19 protein-coding genes and 1 pseudogene are annotated in these 17,006 nt (G+C 52.8%); all 20 read left to right on the top strand.

All coding sequences use genetic code 11. The features are described 5' to 3' along the window. The first annotated feature begins 421 nt into the window (after positions 1-421). The 20 genes and pseudogenes from GKG36_RS04910 (at position 422) to GKG36_RS04810 (ending at position 16,915) form a co-directional block, all read left to right on the top strand. Positions 422-610 (top strand): hypothetical protein, encoded by a 189-nt coding sequence (locus tag GKG36_RS04910; RefSeq protein ID WP_117536679.1) that lies wholly within the window; start codon positions 422-424, stop codon positions 608-610. Then, positions 607-948, top strand: coding sequence for a DeoR family transcriptional regulator (locus GKG36_RS04905; protein ID WP_005924748.1), 342 nt, complete (start codon positions 607-609; stop codon positions 946-948). The genes GKG36_RS04910 and GKG36_RS04905 overlap by 4 nt, the downstream gene beginning before the upstream one ends. Then, on the top strand, positions 941-1,237 hold the full coding sequence (locus GKG36_RS04900) for a DUF3847 domain-containing protein (protein WP_154259480.1): 297 nt from the start codon (positions 941-943) through the stop codon (positions 1,235-1,237). The genes GKG36_RS04905 and GKG36_RS04900 overlap by 8 nt, the downstream gene beginning before the upstream one ends. A 345-nt stretch (positions 1,238-1,582) precedes the next feature. Further along, the gene (locus tag GKG36_RS04895; protein ID WP_025544158.1) at positions 1,583-2,431 is read left to right on the top strand and encodes a MerR family transcriptional regulator; all 849 of its coding nucleotides are present in this window, start codon (positions 1,583-1,585) and stop codon (positions 2,429-2,431) included. Between the two features lie 109 nt (positions 2,432-2,540). Next, positions 2,541-4,115: a MobQ family relaxase gene (mobQ, locus tag GKG36_RS04890; RefSeq protein ID WP_025544159.1), complete on the top strand. Its 1,575-nt coding sequence runs from the start codon at positions 2,541-2,543 to the stop codon at positions 4,113-4,115. Between the two features lie 66 nt (positions 4,116-4,181). Then, entirely contained in the window at positions 4,182-4,826 is a 645-nt protein-coding gene (locus GKG36_RS04885; protein ID WP_025544160.1) for a CHC2 zinc finger domain-containing protein, read from the top strand. Beyond that, positions 4,795-6,132, top strand: a complete 1,338-nt coding sequence (locus GKG36_RS04880; protein ID WP_008394605.1) for a virulence-associated E family protein — start codon at positions 4,795-4,797, stop codon at positions 6,130-6,132. Before GKG36_RS04885 ends, GKG36_RS04880 begins: the two co-directional genes overlap by 32 nt. 242 nt (positions 6,133-6,374) lie before the next feature. Then, a complete protein-coding gene (locus GKG36_RS04870) occupies positions 6,375-6,572 on the top strand; it encodes a hypothetical protein (RefSeq protein ID WP_002595176.1) in 198 nt (65 codons plus the stop codon). Continuing rightward, positions 6,573-8,243 carry a recombinase family protein gene (locus tag GKG36_RS04865; RefSeq protein WP_154259478.1) on the top strand — a complete coding sequence of 557 codons (1,671 nt, stop codon included), beginning with the start codon at positions 6,573-6,575 and terminating at the stop codon, positions 8,241-8,243. Positions 8,244-8,333: 90 nt separating this feature from the next. After that, positions 8,334-8,417: pseudogene (locus GKG36_RS04860) on the top strand (Maff2 family protein); the annotation flags it as partial. 40 nt (positions 8,418-8,457) lie between these two features. Next, positions 8,458-9,324: a VirB6/TrbL-like conjugal transfer protein, CD1112 family gene (locus tag GKG36_RS04855; protein WP_007887863.1), complete on the top strand. Its 867-nt coding sequence runs from the start codon at positions 8,458-8,460 to the stop codon at positions 9,322-9,324. Between the two features lie 42 nt (positions 9,325-9,366). Beyond that, positions 9,367-10,008, top strand: a complete 642-nt coding sequence (locus GKG36_RS04850; protein WP_015567066.1) for a septation protein SpoVG family protein — start codon at positions 9,367-9,369, stop codon at positions 10,006-10,008. 9 nt (positions 10,009-10,017) lie between these two features. Next, positions 10,018-10,671 carry a hypothetical protein gene (locus GKG36_RS04845; RefSeq protein WP_050005645.1) on the top strand — a complete coding sequence of 218 codons (654 nt, stop codon included), beginning with the start codon at positions 10,018-10,020 and terminating at the stop codon, positions 10,669-10,671. 44 nt (positions 10,672-10,715) lie between these two features. Then, the gene (locus GKG36_RS04840) at positions 10,716-11,102 is read left to right on the top strand and encodes a PrgI family protein (protein ID WP_154259476.1); all 387 of its coding nucleotides are present in this window, start codon (positions 10,716-10,718) and stop codon (positions 11,100-11,102) included. A 79-nt stretch (positions 11,103-11,181) separates the two neighbouring features. Then, on the top strand, positions 11,182-13,449 hold the full coding sequence (locus GKG36_RS04835; RefSeq protein ID WP_025543441.1) for a VirB4-like conjugal transfer ATPase, CD1110 family: 2,268 nt from the start codon (positions 11,182-11,184) through the stop codon (positions 13,447-13,449). Positions 13,450-13,728: 279 nt separating this feature from the next. Beyond that, complete coding sequence (locus GKG36_RS04830; protein WP_055194533.1) at positions 13,729-15,396, top strand: CD1108 family mobile element protein; 1,668 nt, start codon at positions 13,729-13,731, stop codon at positions 15,394-15,396. 22 nt (positions 15,397-15,418) lie between these two features. Further along, complete coding sequence (locus GKG36_RS04825) at positions 15,419-15,685, top strand: DUF4315 family protein (protein ID WP_005927622.1); 267 nt, start codon at positions 15,419-15,421, stop codon at positions 15,683-15,685. Beyond that, positions 15,672-16,319 (top strand): DUF4366 domain-containing protein, encoded by a 648-nt coding sequence (locus GKG36_RS04820; protein WP_154259475.1) that lies wholly within the window; start codon positions 15,672-15,674, stop codon positions 16,317-16,319. Before GKG36_RS04825 ends, GKG36_RS04820 begins: the two co-directional genes overlap by 14 nt. After that, a complete protein-coding gene (locus tag GKG36_RS04815) occupies positions 16,316-16,513 on the top strand; it encodes a hypothetical protein (protein WP_005927616.1) in 198 nt (65 codons plus the stop codon). Before GKG36_RS04820 ends, GKG36_RS04815 begins: the two co-directional genes overlap by 4 nt. Beyond that, the gene (locus GKG36_RS04810) at positions 16,514-16,915 is read left to right on the top strand and encodes a cysteine-rich VLP protein (RefSeq protein WP_154259473.1); all 402 of its coding nucleotides are present in this window, start codon (positions 16,514-16,516) and stop codon (positions 16,913-16,915) included. The last annotated feature ends 91 nt before the right edge of the window (positions 16,916-17,006 follow it).

Below are 17,006 nucleotides of genomic sequence, written 5' to 3'. Positions count from 1 at the left end.
CGTAATCGTGGAAATTTCTGATTTTTACCCTTAATTCCTACTTTGTGGACATACGGCACAGGGCACAAAAATGTTCTATGATACAGGTAGTTCATCGATGGATTATTCCAATCGAATGACCAGCCTGTGTGGGATATGCTTCCCCGGCGATGTAGCGCCATGAATTTTGGCAGGGATATGGAGGAACCCTGACCGAAACGAGCGTACCAAAGGGAGCGATACGCCGCTGTGAGATTCAGGGGAGGAACGACACCGGGGAGAACTGGCGAACTGACACCGAAATGATACCGAAACACGACAATCTGATAGGGGGATAGTCTACCCTATCGCTGATACTTCGGGAGATTTTAAGCGGCTCTATGGCTGTAATTTTGCCGAAAATCGCCCCGAGACCATACACTAAAACGGGAGGAAACACAATATGCCGAGAATGAGCAAAAAGAGGAAGCATGAGCTTTCCTTTTACCTCAATGACCGGGGGCGTGTCACTTACAACGAATTATGCCGGAAATGCCAGCATGGGTGCAAGCAGAGCTTCCGGGCGGTTGTGATTGACTGCCCCTGTTATTTATCCAAACGAGCAAAGAAAAAGGAGGAACACACCGAATGAATTTTGAATTTATGACGATAGACACACCATTACCGCCCTGTATGCCATTTCCCAGAGCGTTGACAGGATTTCCAGTCAGCAGCACCGCAAAGGTCATGTACTGCCGGATGCTGGACGCTATGCTATCCAAAGGGAAGGAGGACGAGAACGGAATCCTGTTTGTCTGCTTCCCCATCACAGCCATTGCCGCAGTCCTGTCCCGCAGCCCCATGACGGTCAAGCGTTCTCTGAATGAACTGGAAACCGCCGGACTTATCATGCGGGTGCGTCAGGGCATTGGAGAACCAAACAGGATTTATGTGCTGATACCGGGAAAGGAGGACGCTGCCCTTGCCTGATACCTCAAAACTGGAAAAGCTCAACCGGGAGTTGGAAAAAAGCGAAAAGAAACTGCGGAAAGCCATCAATGATGAAAAGGCATTGCAGCACCAGTTGAAGCAGCTTACCCGAAAGGAACGGACGCATCGGCTCTGTACTCGTGGCGGTATGCTGGAAAGTTTTCTGCAAGAGCCGGAACGCCTGACAGATGATGATGTCATGCTGCTGTTGAAACTCATTTTTCACAGGCAGGACACGCAGGAACTATTGAAAAACCTGCTGGAACGGGAGAAGCTGGAAACCCCTTAGTTTACTAAGGGCGCAATTATACACCACCCAAAGGTTGGTGCATTGCGTTCTCCGAAGGCTCCTCGCCGGAGGGCTGTGATTTTCCGCAGCCACGGACTGCTCCAAATCAAACAGGGGACGCTACACTTCCCCTGCGCTGGCTTTCGCCAGCTACCCTTTTGTGGACTTGCCATCTGGGGACACCTTGCGTTGCAAGCTGTTCCCAGCCGACAAGTTTTACAGAATCAGTTTTCTGTCTTTTGAGAAGAAATGAAAAATGTTATACTAAAAAATGAAAATGCCTATTGACTCTCACGGAACGTCATAGATTAAAGTTACCTTATCAGGAACAGGAGGTCAGCAGCTATGAGGACAGTAAAAGAAATATCAGATTTAACAGGTATCAGCGTTCGCACGCTTCACTATTATGATGAAATCGGGTTGTTAAAGCCAACAGAAAAAAGTGATGCGGGATACCGGCTTTATGACGATAAGGCACTGGAAACATTACAACAGATTTTATTTTTCCGTGAGTTTGATATCTCCTTGAAAGAAATCAAAGCTGTTTTGGACAATCCGGCTCTTGAAAGAAATCAGATTCTACAAGTACAGCGAAAAATGTTGGTAACAAAGAAAGAACGAATGGAACGTCTGATTGCCAGCATTGATGACATTCTGAAAGGAGAGAACAAAATGGATTTTACAATTTTTACCAAAACAGAAGTAGAAGAAATGTTCCAAACCATGCTTGAGCATATGCCGGAGAATATGAGAAACATTGCAATTAAAGAATTTGGTAGCATTGAACAATGGAAAAAGCATTATATGGAAGTCGTATCTTCGGAAGAAATGCAGAAAGGCTATGCAAAGGTAGTTGAATGGTATGGTGGAAAGGACAAGTTTCTGTCTGTTGCCCGAACTCCCGTCAGCAAAGAAGTTGCAGAAAGCTATAACAAACGGATAGAAGCGATTTTGCAAAAACTGATTGCAAAACAGAATTGTGACATAGATTCTTTTGAAGTAAAAGAGCTTGTTGGAGAATATGGCTTTGTTATGAAACAGCTTGCCCAGATAAAAGAAGAAAAAGGCTTTATGATGGCACAGACGCAGTATTACCGCAATGAACAAATCAAACCAATGATAGACGAAAAATACGGTGAAGGGGCTTCTGATTTCTTTGCACAGGCAATAGAAAACTATTATAAAGTTAAGTAATCTTGAATTTTAACTAAATACCCGCCGCCCCCAGCGGCACACCAAGCAGGAAATCTGAAAAAGGTCTCCTGCTTTTTTTATACCTAAAATCGGAAAGGAGGAACACTAAATGCCCTGTCCACACAATCAAATCTCCATCGTCCAGCGTAGCAACCGCCAGTCTGCTGTTGCCGCCGCTGCTTACCAAAGCGGCGAAAAGCTGTTCTGTGAATACGACCAGCAAGTGAAGCACTACCCAGAAAAGCGTGGTATCGTCCATAATGAAATCCTGCTCCCGGCAAATGCCCCGCCAGAGTATGCAGACCGCAATACCTTATGGAACGCCGCCGAAGCTGTTGAGAAGCAATGGAACTCCCAGCTTGCAAGGCGGTGGGTGCTTTCCATTCCCAGAGAGATACCGCCCGACCAGTACGCCGCCCTTGTCCGGGATTTCTGCAATCAGCAGTTTGTTTCCAAAGGAATGTGCGTGGATTTTGCCATCCATGACAAAGGGGACGGAAACCCTCACGCTCATGTCATGCTGACTATGCGGGCAATGGATGAACATGGGAAATGGCTTCCCAAGAGCCGCAAGGTTTATGACCTTGACGAGAACGGGGAACGGATAAAACTTCCGTCCGGCAGATGGAAAAGTCACAAGGAAGATACGGTTGACTGGAACGACCGCAAGTATTGTGAAATCTGGCGGCATGAATGGGAGATCATCCAGAACCGCTATCTGGAAGCCAACAACCGCCCGGAGCGGGTGGATCTCCGTTCTTATGAAAGACAGGGGCTTGATATTATCCCTACCGTCCATGAGGGTGCTGCTGTCCGGCAGATGGAAAAGCGAGGGATTCAGACCAACATCGGAAATCTGAACCGGGAAATCAAAGCCGCCAACAGCCTGATGAAGTCTATCCGGCAGCTTATTAAAAATCTCAAAGGCTGGATTATCGAGCTTAGTGAAAAACGAAAAGAACTGCTTGCGGAAAAAGCTGCGGAGGAAGCGGTATTTCTTCCCAATCTGTTGATGAAGTACATGGAGGTACGAAAGGCAGAACGGAGCGACTGGACACGGGCGGGACAAAACCGTGGAACTTCCAAAGACTTAAAGGCAGTCAGCGAAGCCCTGTCCTATCTTCAGAGAAAGGGACTTTCCACCGTGGAGGATTTGGAAAACTTTATAGAAACGTCCGGGAAATCTGCCGCCGACTACCGAAAGCAGATGAAGCCAAAGGAAACCCGCAGCAACGTGATTGACGCTATCCTTGCCGCCCGGACGGACTGTAAGGAATGTAAGCCCGTTTATGAGAAATACCAGAAGATATTTTTCAAGAAAACTAAGGAAAAATTCAAGCTGGAACACCCGGAGGTTGCCCGGTTTGAGAAAGCCAGTGCCTACCTTGCCAAGCACCCGGATGATAAGGACAGCACGAAAAAGGAGCTTTTGCAGGAACAGGCGAAGCTTGTGGGCGAAATCGCAGACTTGAAAGTACCGTTGACCGAGGTGCAGGAAGATTTGAAGAAGCTGCGGGACATCCGCTACTGGGTACGGAAAGCCACACCCGGCACAGAGGAAAGCAAAGAGCCGCCCAAGAAGCAGCCCCTCAAAGAAGTCTTGCAGGATAAGGCTGACGAGAAGAAAGCACAGAAAAACGCCCCGGCGCAGACGAAACACAAACAACAGGATATGGAACTTTAACAGGCACTTGTCATTTTCAGATTGAGAATGATAAGTGCCTTTTCTTTTTTACAAGGAGGAATTGATTTGAATGTATTTGAAGCTGTGAAGCAGTCCGTTACGACAAGACAGGCTGCGGAGCATTACGGAATCCGGGTAAACAGAAACGGGATGGCTTGCTGCCCGTTCCACAACGATAAGACCCCCAGCATGAAGCTGGACAAGCGTTTCCACTGCTTCGGATGTGGTGCAGATGGGGATGTGATTGATTTTGTAGCTGCCCTGTACGGGCTGGGGAAAAAGGAAGCCGCCGCACAGTTGGCGAGTGACTTCGGGCTTGCCTATGAGGACTGGAAGCCACCGGGCAGGGCAAGGAAGCCCAAGCCCCGGCAGAAATCCCCGGAAGAACAGTTCCGGGAAGCAAAGGCACATTGCTTCCGTGTCCTTGCCGATTATCTACACCTCTTACGGGTATGGAAAACCGACTATGCCCCGCACTCCCCGGAGGAAGCGTTTCATCCCCGGTTCGTGGAAGCCTTGCAGAAGCAAGCCCATGTGGAATATCTGCTGGATGTGCTGCTGTTCGGGGAGACAGAGGAAAAAGCGGTTTTGATTATGGACTACGGAAAGGATGTGATACAGCTTGAACAGCGAATGGCAGAGCTTGCAGCCGCAGACGCAGCAAGAACTAAAAAACACCATGAACGCCATGCAGCCGCCCCAGAGCGTTGAGGAAGTAAAGGCAACTCTGGAAACCACCGAGAAAGGCGGCGTCCGCCAGAGCATACGGAACTGCCTGACCGTATTCCAGCGTGACCCTGTGCTTGCCGGGGCAATCGCCTACAACATCCTGACCGACCGCAAGGACATCATAAAGCCCATCGGTTTTCACAGAGAAAGCACAGCCCTGACCGATACGGACATGAAGTATCTGCTTCTCTATCTGGAGGAAACCTACGGGCTTACCAGTGAGAAAAAGATTGAAACCGCCATCGGGATTGTGGCGAATGAGAATAAGTACCACCCCATCCGGGATTTTCTGAACAGCCTTGCATGGGACGGGACTGAGCGCATCCGCTTCTGTCTGCGGCACTTTCTGGGAGCTGATGTGGACGATTACACCTATGAAGCCTTGAAGCTGTTCATGCTGGGGGCGATTACAAGGGCATTTAAGCCCGGAAGCAAGTTTGAAATCATGCTGTGTCTGGTAGGCGGTCAGGGGGCTGGCAAATCCACCTTCTTCCGGCTGCTGGCAGTCCGGGACGAGTGGTTTTCCGATGATTTGCGGAAGCTGGACGATGATAACGTGTACCGCAAGCTGCAAGGTCACTGGATAATTGAAATGTCGGAAATGATGGCAACCGCCAATGCCAAGAGCATTGAGGAAATCAAGTCCTTTCTAAGCCGCCAGAAAGAGGTTTACAAAATTCCCTATGAAACTCACCCGGCAGACCGCCCCCGTCAATGCGTGTTCGGCGGCACTTCCAACGCCCTTGACTTTCTCCCCCTTGACCGTTCCGGCAACCGCCGATTTATCCCGGTCATGGTGTACCCGGAGCAAGCCGAGGTTCACATTTTGGAGGACGAAGCCGCTTCCAGAGCCTATATCAGCCAGATGTGGGCGGAAGCAATGGAGATTTACCGAAGCGGCATGTTCAAGCTGTCATTCAGCCCAGCCATGCAGCGGTATCTCAAAGAACACCAGCGGGATTTTATGCCGGAGGACACCAAAGCCGGGATGATACAGGCTTACCTTGATAAGTACACCGGGGAAACGGTCTGCTCCAAGCAGCTCTACAAGGAAGCCTTAAACCACACCTTTGATGAGCCGAAGCAATGGGAAATCCGGGAAATCAACGAGATAATGAACCAGTGCATTACCGGGTGGAACTACTTTTCCAATCCGAGGATGTTTGCGGAATACGGCAGACAAAAGGGCTGGGAGCGTGAAATCCCGGCAACGGACACCGACAACCCGCCCGAAAAATCTATGGACGGTTTTGTGGAGGTCACAGAGCAGATGGAGCTTCCATTCTGAAAATGACAGCCCGTTGCCGACTTCGTTGCTATCCCGTTGCCGAGCCGGTTGCCGGGGAAAATCCCTTATTTCCGGGCTTTTTCCCTCTCTGACAACCAAAACAACAGAAAAATAAAAGAAAAGTATAAATAGTAATCAACGCCAGATTGAGATTGTTTGCAAGGTCTTTTGAAGCCCGTTGCCGGACTTCGTTGCCGACCGTTCTCTGTCTGGCTATTTTCATGTATGGAGGATAACTGCCTATGGCGAAAAATAAGACCAAGATTGAAGTGACAACCGTATTTGACGGGGAACTGGACGCCACCGATGTGTTCGTCAGCCTGATTTCCCAGAAATACGGCAAAACAAATACAAAAGAATATCTTGCTAAAAAGAAAGATTTGAAGTATAATGAAGATGAGGTTCAACAGAGCCAGATACCGTCTGGATTGTGTGGGTAAATGGCTATGATGAACGAAATGGAATACAGAACAATCGGTTCGGCACTTGCCGGAGGGTATCGTGCAGCGGTCTATTGCAGGCTGTCAAAGGACGATGACCTGCAAGGCGAAAGTGCCAGTATCGCAAACCAGCGTGATATGCTGGAAAAATACTGCGAAAAGCAGGGATGGGAGGTTGTGGCAGTCTATCAGGACGATGGCTTCACAGGTCTTAACATGGAGCGTCCTGATTTACAGAGAATGTTGAGAGCCATTGAGCGCAGGCAAATCAACCTTGTCATCACGAAAGACCTCAGCCGACTGGGGCGTAACTATCTGCAAACAGGGCATTTGATTGAGGACTTTTTCCCAAGAAACGGTGTCCGCTATATCGCCATGAATGACGGTATCGACACTCTGCGGGATAACAACGATATTGCCCCGTTCAAGAATATCCTGAACGAGATGTACAGCAAGGATATTTCCAAGAAAGTCCATTCATCTTATCTTCTGAAAGCGCAGAAAGGACAGTTTACCGGGTGTCTTGCCCCGTTTGGGTATCGGAAAGACCCGGAGGACAAGAACCATCTGCTCATTGACGAGGAAACAGCCCCGATTGTGCGGCTGATTTTCGGATATGCCCTGAACGGTCATGGTCCGAACTATATCCGCAGACGGCTGGAGGAAGAAAAAATCCCCTGCCCTACATGGTGGAACCGGGAACGGGGGTTTCGCAATACCCGCACCAAATGGGAAAAGAAAGACCCGGAAAACGGGCGGTATATGTGGGACTTCTCCGTTATCAAAGATCTTTTGATGAATCCCGTCTACACCGGGGCGATTGCTTCCCAGAAAAAAGACTACCGTTTCAAAATCGGAACGATTGGGGAAAAGAAGCCGGAGGACTGGATTGTGGTGGAGGGACAGCATGAACCGCTGATTGACCGCATGAGCTTTGACATTGTGCAGAACAAGCTGAAATCCCGCCAGCGTCCGGGGCAGACAAATGAAATCAGCCTGTTTGCCGGATTGATAAAATGCGGCGAGTGTGGGAAATCTCTGACGATACGCTACACAAACGCAAAACATCCCCAGCGGATTTATTCCTGCAAGACCTACAATGCCTTTGGAAAGAACCACTGCACCCAGCACCGGATTGACTATGACACCCTTTACAGCCATGTGCTGCGGAAAATCCGGGAATGTGCCAGAGCCGCCCTGATGGACGGGAAAGCGGTTGCTGACCGCCTGACCAATACCTGTGAAGCCGAGCAGCGGGAACAGCGGGAAGCAATGGAACGCTCCCTTACAAGGGACGAGGAACGGATTGAGGTTCTGGACAAAATGGTAATGCGGCTTTATGAAGATATGATTGCAGGGCGTATCAGTGAGCAGAACTTCAACACCATGCTGGAAAAGACACAGACCGAGCAGACGGAACTTAAAACAAAAGTGTCCGAGGGCAGAAAGCGGCTGTCCGATGAAGTCCAGCTTGCCAATGACGCAAAACAATGGGTGGAAGCCATTCAGGAATACGCCAACATTACAGAACTGGACGCAGCCACCCTCAACCGCTTAATCAAAGAAATCGTCGTGCATGAGCGCATTGACGAAGATAAAACAAGACACATTTCTATCGAAATTCATTTTAATCTCAAACCCATCCCGGAGGTGGAACAGGTCACTGCCTGACCTGTCCCGCCGGGACGGTTCTCTTAAAAACACCATATAGATTTTTTGTACGCCGCCGCCCGCCATCGAGCAGAGTTTTACACCTAATTGGGGATAAAACAGCTCATGGCGGGCGGCGGTGTCGTTCTGATCGGCCTTCAGCTTATCCCTCTGCTGTCCGGTCTGTTCAGCTAAGTGTCACCCGTTGTCCCTTTTCCAGAAAAGGAGCTGATGTATGGACTTTATCATCGACGCAATCGTTGAATGGCTGAAAGGTCTGCTCGTCGATGGTATCATGGGAAATCTGGACGGCCTTTTCGATAACGTCAATCAGAGCGTTGGCGAGATCGCCACACAGGTAGGCACGACCCCGGCGGACTGGAACGCCGGGGTCTTTTCCATGATACGACAGATCTCTGAAACTGCCATCTTGCCAATCGCCGGGGTCATCCTCACTTTTGTAATGACTTATGAGCTGATACAGATGCTCATAGAACGCAACAACCTCCATGAAGTTGACACATGGATGTTTTTTAAGTGGGTGTTCAAAACCTTTGTGGCTGTGATGATCCTGACGAATACCTTTAATATCGTGCTGGCGGTCTTTGATGTGAGCCAGCATGTGATCCAGCAGTCAGCGGGCATTATCCAGAACGGGACAGAGATCACGCCGGATGTGCTGGACAGTCTGCGGACAGAGCTTGAAGCGATGGAGTTAGGCCCTCTGTTCGGACTCTGGCTACAATCCTTCCTGATCCAGCTTACCATGATTGCCTTAAACATCGTGATCTTCGTCATCGTATATGGCCGTATGATTGAAATTTATTTACTCACAAGTTTAGCGCCTATCCCGTTTGCCACCGTCCCCAACAGGGAAAACGGACACATGGGGCAGAACTATTTCCGCTCTCTCTTTGCGGTGGGCTTTCAAGGTCTATTGATCTTGGTCTGTGTCGCCATCTATGCGGTGCTGATCCAGAGTATCGCCACCGACGGCGACCCCATCGGGGCAATCTGGGGCTGTGTGGGATATACGGTGCTGCTGTGTTTTACCTTATTCAAAACAGGCAGTCTTGCAAAATCCATCTTCGGCTGCCATTAAGAGACTTCGGGCCATGATGACCCGAAGCGGAAAGGAGGCGGTATGCCTCGGCGTTACAAACAGGGTGCGGACGGACAGCCGCACCCGGCTTTCTACGGAAAGCTCCCCGAAGAATTTTCTAAAGCAGACACCATGCGCTTTATGGTGGAAACCGATCTGAAACTGTCCGGGTGCGTATCGGCGGACACGCTGGCGGCACTCCGGGCGGAAGGCTATGACTACAAGGACGGGAACCTTGTTCCCGCCGGAAAGGAGGAAACCATGCAGGAAAAGGTTGCAAACACCACCCCGGCCGCACCGTTGAAGCTGGATGTAAGCGTGCGGGTCATCGAACCTGTGAAAAATCTGATGGGCTTTGCCAGCGTGAAATTCAATGACTGCTTTGTGGTGGAAAATCTGAAAATCGTACAGGGCAGCAAGGGGCTCTTTCTTGGGATGCCCAGCCAGCCAGACGGCAAAGGCGGCTACCGGGATATGGCCTACCCTGTCACAAAGGAGTTCCGGGAACAGCTCAACACCGCTGTTCTGCAAGCCTATGAGGCAAAGCTGGAACAGATGGCGGAGCGCGGCTCTGTGGGGCGTGCGTCCATCAGCGACCAGCTCAAAGCCGGAAAAGCGGCTGCCGAACAGGCAAAGGCAGAACGGCCTCCGAAGGAAAAGCCCAGCCGCAGCGCAGAGCGTTGACCTCGGGCCATGCTGGCCCGAAGCAGAAAGGAGGCGGAAACCATGCCACGCAAACGGACGGGCTATGACGCGGCCTGCTATTACGACGGAAAACTGCTGGGCCGCTGTACCAAAGCGGACAGCGATGCCTATACCCTGTTGATGAACGCCTGTGGTGGGGACGCCGCCCGGGTCCTGCGGGAATATGCCTATTTTTCCCCGGAACTTCGCGCCATATTGGAAAATGCGGCGCTCATGCAGGCGGACCGGAACCGGACGGGCGGAATGTTCCATGCGCCGAAAAGTTCCCCGTGGGGCGAGGTGCAGAGCTGTGAAACCCTCTGTCCAGGGGTGTTTCTGGTATCTACCGCCAGCCACGGCGGAACGATGGTGGCAAACGAGGTAGCCGCCGTCCTCTCCCCAGCGGCCAAAAAATGCGGCTTCAAGGACAAGGGCTATATTTGCTATGAGGAGGACGCACAGGAAAGCGTAGTGCTCCGGGAGCTGCTGGACAAAAAGCTGTGGAAAATCCCTGACCGCATTAAGGACAAAGGACAGTTTGAAGAAAAACTCAATCAGTCCATCCGGCAGTATCACCCCGAATACTGGCGGGCAAGGCAGAGCGGACGAGAGGCCGCCGAAGCTGCCCGCAGCACAGCCCCGGCCAAAGAGGCCGCAAGATAACCTCGGGCCATGCTGGCCCGAAGCAGTAAAGGAGGTGTACCAAAATGGCCTATGTGCCAGTACCAAAAGACCTTTCCAAAATCAAGACAAAGCTGGCCTTCAACCTAACGAAGCGCCAGCTTGTTTGTTTTTCCAGCGCGGCGGCGGTGGGCCTCCCGGCTTACCTGTTTTCCCGTGGCAGTATCGGGAACAGTGCCGCCATGTTCCTGATGATCAGCCTCATGCTCCCGTTCTTCTTTCTGGCTATGTATGAACGAGACGGTCTGCCGCTGGAAAAAGTGCTGAAAAACATCATCCGCACCCGGTTCCTCTATCCCCGTGTGCGGCCTTACAAAACCGAAAACTTCTATGCGCTGCTTAGCGCCAGAAAGGAGGCGCAGCCGATTGCGAAACAGCAGAAGGGCCGGAAAGCCCGCAGGCAGAAAGCCTGAAAAGCAGGGCCTTATCGGCCTGTTCACGAAAGGAAAGAACATTCCCACCACCGCCCAGCAGACCCTCCCTTACCGGGAAATGTACCGGGACGGGGTGTGCCGGGTAGCGGACCGCTATTACACCAAAACCATTGAATACGAGGACATCAACTACCAGCTCGCACAGTCCGAAGATCAGGCGGCCATCTTTGACGGGTGGAGCGCCTGCCTCAACTACTTTGACAGCAGCCTTCCGTTCCAGCTTTCCTTCCTCAACCACCGAAGCCGCCCGGGCAGCCGGTACAGCGTGAACATCCCCATGCAGGATGACGATTACAACAGCGTCCGGTGCGAGTATGTGGAAATGCTGGAAAACCAGATCGCCAAAAGCAACAACGGCATTGTTCGCACAAAGCTCCTGACCTTCGGCGTGAACGTGGACGACCTTTCCACCGCCAGGGCAAGGCTGGAACGTGTAGAGGCGGACATTTGCGGGAACTTCAAAAAGCTGGGCGTCAAGTGCCGCTCCCTTTCGGGGCTGGAACGGCTGGAGCTTCTTCACGGGCAGCTTCACCCCGGCAGCGGCTCCCCCTTCCGGTTTTCATGGGATATGATCCCCAAAACCGGGCTTTCCACCAAAGACTTTATTGCCCCGGACAGTTTCGATTTTCGTTTCAGCCGTCTGTTCCGGGTGGGGACGACTTGGGGCGCTGCCTCCTACTTGCAGATTTTGGCCTCGGAGCTCTCGGACAAGCTGCTGGCGGAGCTTTTGGAAATGGACGCGGAAATGACCATCACTCTCCATATCCAAACCGTCGATCAGGCCGCCGCCGTAAAATCTATCAAGGCCAAAGTCTCCGACATTGACAAGATGAAGGTGGAGGAACAAAAGAAGGCAGCCCGGTCAGGGTACGACATGGACATACTTCCACCCGATCTTGTAACGTACAGCAACGACGCAAAGACCCTTCTGGAAGATTTACAGAGCCGGAATGAAAGAATGTTCCTGCTGACCTTCCTTGTGGTAAACATGGCCCCGACCCGCCGGGAGCTGGACAATGACCTGTTCACGGTGTCCGGTATCGTCCAGAAATACAACTGCACCTTGAAGCGGCTGGACTTCCAGCAGGAGGACGGTTTTCTTTCCAGCCTTCCGCTGGGCCATAACGGCATTGAGATCAAGCGCGGCATGACGACCAGCTCCACGGCCATTTTCGTTCCCTTTATGACGCAGGAGCTCCGCATGGATGGCGAAGCCGTCTATTACGGGCTCAACGCACTTTCCCATAACGTCATCATGGCAAACCGGAAAAAGCTCAAAAACCCCAACGGCCTGTTCCTCGGCGTGCCGGGCTCCGGCAAATCCTTTGCCGCAAAGCGAGAGCTTGTGAACGTGTTCCTTGCCACCCGTGACCGGATCATTGTGGTGGACCCGATGGGCGAATACTCGCCCCTTATCAAGCGGCTGGGCGGACAGGTCATCGAGATCGCCCCGGACAGCCCCCACCACATCAACCCGATGGACATTGACCTGAGCTTTGACGAGGAAAACCCGATGGCGCTGAAAGCCGACTTTATCCTGTCGCTGATGGAGCTGATCGTCGGCGGCAAGGATGGCTTGCAGCCGGTGGAGCGGACCGTCATTGACCGCTGTGTACGCCAGATGTACCGGGAACACTTGCAAAACCCGGAAACAAGCAAAATGCCGACCCTCCAAACGCTATATGACCTGCTCTGTTCCCAGCCGGAGGGCGAGGCGGTGCGGCTGGCAACGGCCCTTGAAATTTATGTGTCGGGTTCCCTTAACGTATTCAACCATGAAACCAATGTGGACTTAAACCGCCGTCTGGTATGCCTTGACTTAAAAAAGCTGGGGGCCGGGCTTCGGACGATTGCCATGCTCATTATGCAGGACTTGGTAAACTCGCAGGTGTCCATGAATTTCCTGCGCGGTATCGCTACATGGTGCTACTTCGACGAATTTCATGTGCTGCTCCGTGACCGTCTGACGGCAAGCTATTGTGTGGCGATCTGGAAAATGCTGCGAAAAAAAGGGTGCGTTCCAAGTGCTTTAACGCAGAACGTGAAGGATTTTCTGGCAAGCCCGGAGATCGAGAACATCTTTGAAAACTCAGACTTCCTTGTGCTTCTCTCGCAGGCACAGGGGGACCGGCAGATTTTAGCCAAACAGCTTGGGATCAGCCCCCATCAGCTTTCCTATGTGACCCATACCAATTCCGGCGAAGGGCTGCTGTTCTTCGGAAACACCACCATCCCGTTTGTTGACCGCTTCCCACAGAACACAGAACTGTACGCCATTATGACCACCCGCCCGGAGGACAAAAAACAGGAAATGAACCGGGCATAACACACTTCGGGCCATAATGGCCCGAGGTTTGGAAAGGAGGGATACATCATCGAAAAGAAACCGGACAAACGGAATTTTCAAAGGCCGGGGCCGACGGAGGATACCGGGGGCAATCGCCCCGGACCGGCTGAACGGGAAGGACCTTCCCCTGCACCATCCCGACGCCTGCGGTTTGAGGACGAGGATACCGGACAGGACAGCCCTTCGGGTCATGATGGCCTGAAGTCCAAAAGCGGTAAGTTTCAAGAGGACAGCCGGAAAAGCCGTCCCTCTGACCGCATGAGGCAGGAAGATGAAGCGGGCGGGCCGCAGGATACCGGCAAGGCACAGGAGCCGGAGGGCTCCGCCGAGAAGGCCGGGAGCAAAAAGGACAAGTACCAGAAAGCACAGGCAAAAGCGGAACACGCCGGGGAAAAGCTGGGAAAGGCCCGGGAGAAACTGGACAAGACCGAGGCAAAACGGGCAGCGAAGAAGCCGCCGGGGCTTGCAAAAAAGGCAGTCCGGGGAGCCCGTACAGAAGCGTGGTTCTATGTCCACAACAAGATACACGAGGTTGAGCATGAAAATGTGGGTGTGGAAGGAGCCCATAAATCCGAGCTGGCCGCAGAGGCCGGAGCCCGGAAACTGACCCGCTATGCCAAACGCCGCTGGCGGGAACACCCAGCCCGGAAGGTGGCAAAGTGGGAACGGAAGGACATAAAAGCCCGGGCCAATGTGGATTTTCAAAAGATGGCCTCCGAGCACCCGGAACTTGCCAGCAATCCGCTTTCCCGTGTGCAGCAGAAATGGAAACTGAAACGCCGGTATTCCAAAGAAGCAAAGGCGGCTGCAAAACAGGGCGCAAAGGCCGCAAAGAAAACCGCTGCCGCTTCGGGAACTGCGACCCGTCGGACGGCGCAGTTTGTGACCCGTCATCCCGTGGCGGTGCTGGTCCTGCTCCTGCTGTTGCTGCTCTGTTTTCTTGTGTCGGCGGTAAGCTCTATCTTTCCTACGCTTGGCAGCGGCCTTGCCAATGCGTTATCCGGCACCTCCTACGCCTCGGAGGATACGGACCTGCTGGGCGTGGACGAGGACTACACGGCACTGGAAAACGAGCTGGCGCAGACGGTAGCGAACATCGAAAGCACCCATCCCGGCTATGACGAGTACCGCTATTCCGTGGACGAGATCGGCCATAACCCCTATGAGCTGGCGTCCTATCTCTCGGCAAAGTACCATGTGTATTTCCGGGAACAGGTGCAGGACGAACTGCGGGAGATATTCGAGGCACAGTATGAGCTGACCTTGACGGAGGAAGTCGAGATACGCTACCGCACCGAAACCAGCACCGACCCGGAGACCGGGGAAACCACCACCGAGGAAGTCCCCTATGAGTATTACATTCTCAATGTGACCCTCACAAACAAGACGCTGCCCGCCGTGATCCTGCCGAGGCTTAACGAACAGCAGCGGGAAATCTACACCGTTATGCAGCAGCTCAAAGGCAACAAACCCTATCTGTGGGAAGGGATTTACAACGGCGGCGAAGATACCGGCCCCAGCTATGAGATACCCGGCGAGGCGCTGGATGACCCGGCTTTTGCGGCGCTCATGGAAGAAGCCACAAAGTACATCGGCTGGCCCTATGTGTGGGGCGGCTCCAGCCCGTCCACCTCCTTTGACTGTTCGGGCTTTGTCTGCTGGGTGTACACGGCCAGCGGCGTCCACAACCTGCCCCGTACCACGGCGCAGGGCATTTACAACCAGTGTGCTATCATTTCCCCCTCCGAGGCAAAGCCCGGCGACATTATCTTTTTCACGGGAACCTATGACAGCCCCGGCCCTGTGTCCCATGTGGGGATTTATGTGGGCGACGGGATGATGCTTCATTGTGGTTCGCCCATCCAATACGCAAACATCAATTCAAGCTACTGGCAGACACATTTCTATGCCTTCGGGCGTTTGTGAGCCAGAGGAAAGGAGTCCTTGCATGAACAAGATCGACAAGCTCGATAAGGAACTGGAAAAAGCCCGGGAGAAGGCTGCCGAGTGGCAGGCCAAAATCCGGGAGCTGGAAAAGCAGAAACAGGAGGAAGAAAACAGCCAGATCGTGCAGGCGGTGCGCTCCCTCAAACTGACGCCCGCCCAGCTTATGGCTTTTCTGAATGACCCAAAAAACAGCCTTACCGCTTCGGGCCATACTGACCCGAAGCCGGAGGCACCCGAAAAGGAGGACACAGCCCATGAAGAAAATTAAATACCGCAGGCTGGCGGCGATGGCTGCCAGCCTTTTGTGTTGCCTGATCTTTACGGTCCCGGCCTATGCACAGAGCAGCGAGCCGCAGCCGGAGACAGCTTCCGCCCCGGCAGAAACCGAAGCAGAGCCGGAAACCCAGAACCCCTTTACCCCGGACGGGACGGGAACCGTGGTGGACAACGCCACCGACGAGGATGGAAAGGAGTTCTACACCATCACCACCGCAGACGAGAGCGTGTTTTATCTGGTGATCGACAAACAGAAAACCAGCGAGAACGTCTATTTCCTCAATACCGTTACCACAGACGACCTTCTGCCTCTTGCTGAACAGGGTAAGGAACCGCCCAAAGAAGTGACCCCGGAGCCAGAGCCAAAGCCCACCGAACCGGTGGAGGAAGTACCGGAACCCGAGCCGGAGAAAAAGGACAGCCCCCTTCTCTCTCTGCTCCTGATCGGTGCGGTGGTGCTGGCCGGCGGTGGGATTGGTTACTATTTCAAGATTTACAAGCCGAAGCATGAGGCCCCGGATTTGGAAGATGAATACTGCGAATATGAGGACGGGGAGCTGGAGGAGATCGCAGAGGAACCCGAGGACGAAGATACCCCGCCGTGGGAGGAAGATACGGAGGAATGAGAATGAATTTTACAAGCAGCCCTTTTGAACGAATGATGAAGGAAGTACCGCACCCCGGCTGGGACAATGACGACCCTTGTAAGGGATGCCGTTATTACAAGGAGTGCAAAGGAAAGAAAAAACAGTGCCGGAAGAAGTTCCGGGCGCTGATCGTGGAGCCCCGCCCTTCGGGCCATCGTGGCCCGAAGTCTTAAATGGACGCCCGGGAGCTGACCCGTGACGAGAAGAAGAAAATCCGTTCTCTGGTCACGGGGATGTGTGCCAACTATGACAGGGAAAGCGGCCTGTGCCTTCCTCTGGACTGTGCCTGTTATATGCTGCACAAGTGCTGGACAGGGGCGTACTGCCGTTACTTCCGTGAGGCTGTCCTGCCCCTTGACCCGGAGCTTCAAGCGGCGCTGACAACGGAAGGCATCTCCCCGGAACTGCGGGCCTGTGCGGTCTGCGGAAAGGCGTTTTTGCCCGATGGGCGTCAAGCCTACTGCTCCGACGTCTGCAAGGCCGAAGGAAACCGTCGGAAAAGCCGGGAACGCATGAGGAAAATGCGGGAGAAAAGGCCGGGCGGCTGTTACGATTTGCCGCCTCCAAAGGCTTGACATTCCGGGCTTTTTTGAGGGTGTTTCCGGGGTAGGAATATCTTATTACATTTCTCCCCGGTCTGCCCTCTTATTTCGTAACATCCAGCAC

This window comes from Faecalibacterium sp. BIOML-A1 (assembly GCF_009679715.1).
In the GTDB taxonomy this organism is placed as follows: Bacteria; Bacillota; Clostridia; order Oscillospirales; family Ruminococcaceae; genus Faecalibacterium; species Faecalibacterium taiwanense.
Note: the sequence above shows the minus strand (reverse complement) of the source record. Positions and strands in the feature narration are given on the sequence as shown.

Excerpts from the sequence above, each read along its gene's own strand:
- GKG36_RS04910 (WP_117536679.1), top strand. The coding sequence starts at position 422 with ATGCCGAGAATGAGCAAAAAGAGGAAGCATGAGCTTTCCTTTTACCTC.
- GKG36_RS04905 (WP_005924748.1), top strand. The coding sequence starts at position 607 with ATGAATTTTGAATTTATGACGATAGACACACCATTACCGCCCTGTATG.
- GKG36_RS04895 (WP_025544158.1), top strand. The coding sequence starts at position 1,583 with ATGAGGACAGTAAAAGAAATATCAGATTTAACAGGTATCAGCGTTCGC.
- mobQ (WP_025544159.1), top strand. The coding sequence starts at position 2,541 with ATGCCCTGTCCACACAATCAAATCTCCATCGTCCAGCGTAGCAACCGC.
- GKG36_RS04880 (WP_008394605.1), top strand. The coding sequence starts at position 4,795 with ATGAACGCCATGCAGCCGCCCCAGAGCGTTGAGGAAGTAAAGGCAACT.
- GKG36_RS04870 (WP_002595176.1), top strand. The coding sequence starts at position 6,375 with ATGGCGAAAAATAAGACCAAGATTGAAGTGACAACCGTATTTGACGGG.
- GKG36_RS04865 (WP_154259478.1), top strand. The coding sequence starts at position 6,573 with ATGGCTATGATGAACGAAATGGAATACAGAACAATCGGTTCGGCACTT.
- GKG36_RS04855 (WP_007887863.1), top strand. The coding sequence starts at position 8,458 with ATGGACTTTATCATCGACGCAATCGTTGAATGGCTGAAAGGTCTGCTC.
- GKG36_RS04850 (WP_015567066.1), top strand. The coding sequence starts at position 9,367 with ATGCCTCGGCGTTACAAACAGGGTGCGGACGGACAGCCGCACCCGGCT.
- GKG36_RS04845 (WP_050005645.1), top strand. The coding sequence starts at position 10,018 with ATGCTGGCCCGAAGCAGAAAGGAGGCGGAAACCATGCCACGCAAACGG.
- GKG36_RS04840 (WP_154259476.1), top strand. The coding sequence starts at position 10,716 with ATGGCCTATGTGCCAGTACCAAAAGACCTTTCCAAAATCAAGACAAAG.
- GKG36_RS04835 (WP_025543441.1), top strand. The coding sequence starts at position 11,182 with ATGTACCGGGACGGGGTGTGCCGGGTAGCGGACCGCTATTACACCAAA.
- GKG36_RS04830 (WP_055194533.1), top strand. The coding sequence starts at position 13,729 with ATGAGGCAGGAAGATGAAGCGGGCGGGCCGCAGGATACCGGCAAGGCA.
- GKG36_RS04825 (WP_005927622.1), top strand. The coding sequence starts at position 15,419 with ATGAACAAGATCGACAAGCTCGATAAGGAACTGGAAAAAGCCCGGGAG.
- GKG36_RS04820 (WP_154259475.1), top strand. The coding sequence starts at position 15,672 with ATGAAGAAAATTAAATACCGCAGGCTGGCGGCGATGGCTGCCAGCCTT.
- GKG36_RS04815 (WP_005927616.1), top strand. The coding sequence starts at position 16,316 with ATGAGAATGAATTTTACAAGCAGCCCTTTTGAACGAATGATGAAGGAA.
- GKG36_RS04810 (WP_154259473.1), top strand. The coding sequence starts at position 16,514 with ATGGACGCCCGGGAGCTGACCCGTGACGAGAAGAAGAAAATCCGTTCT.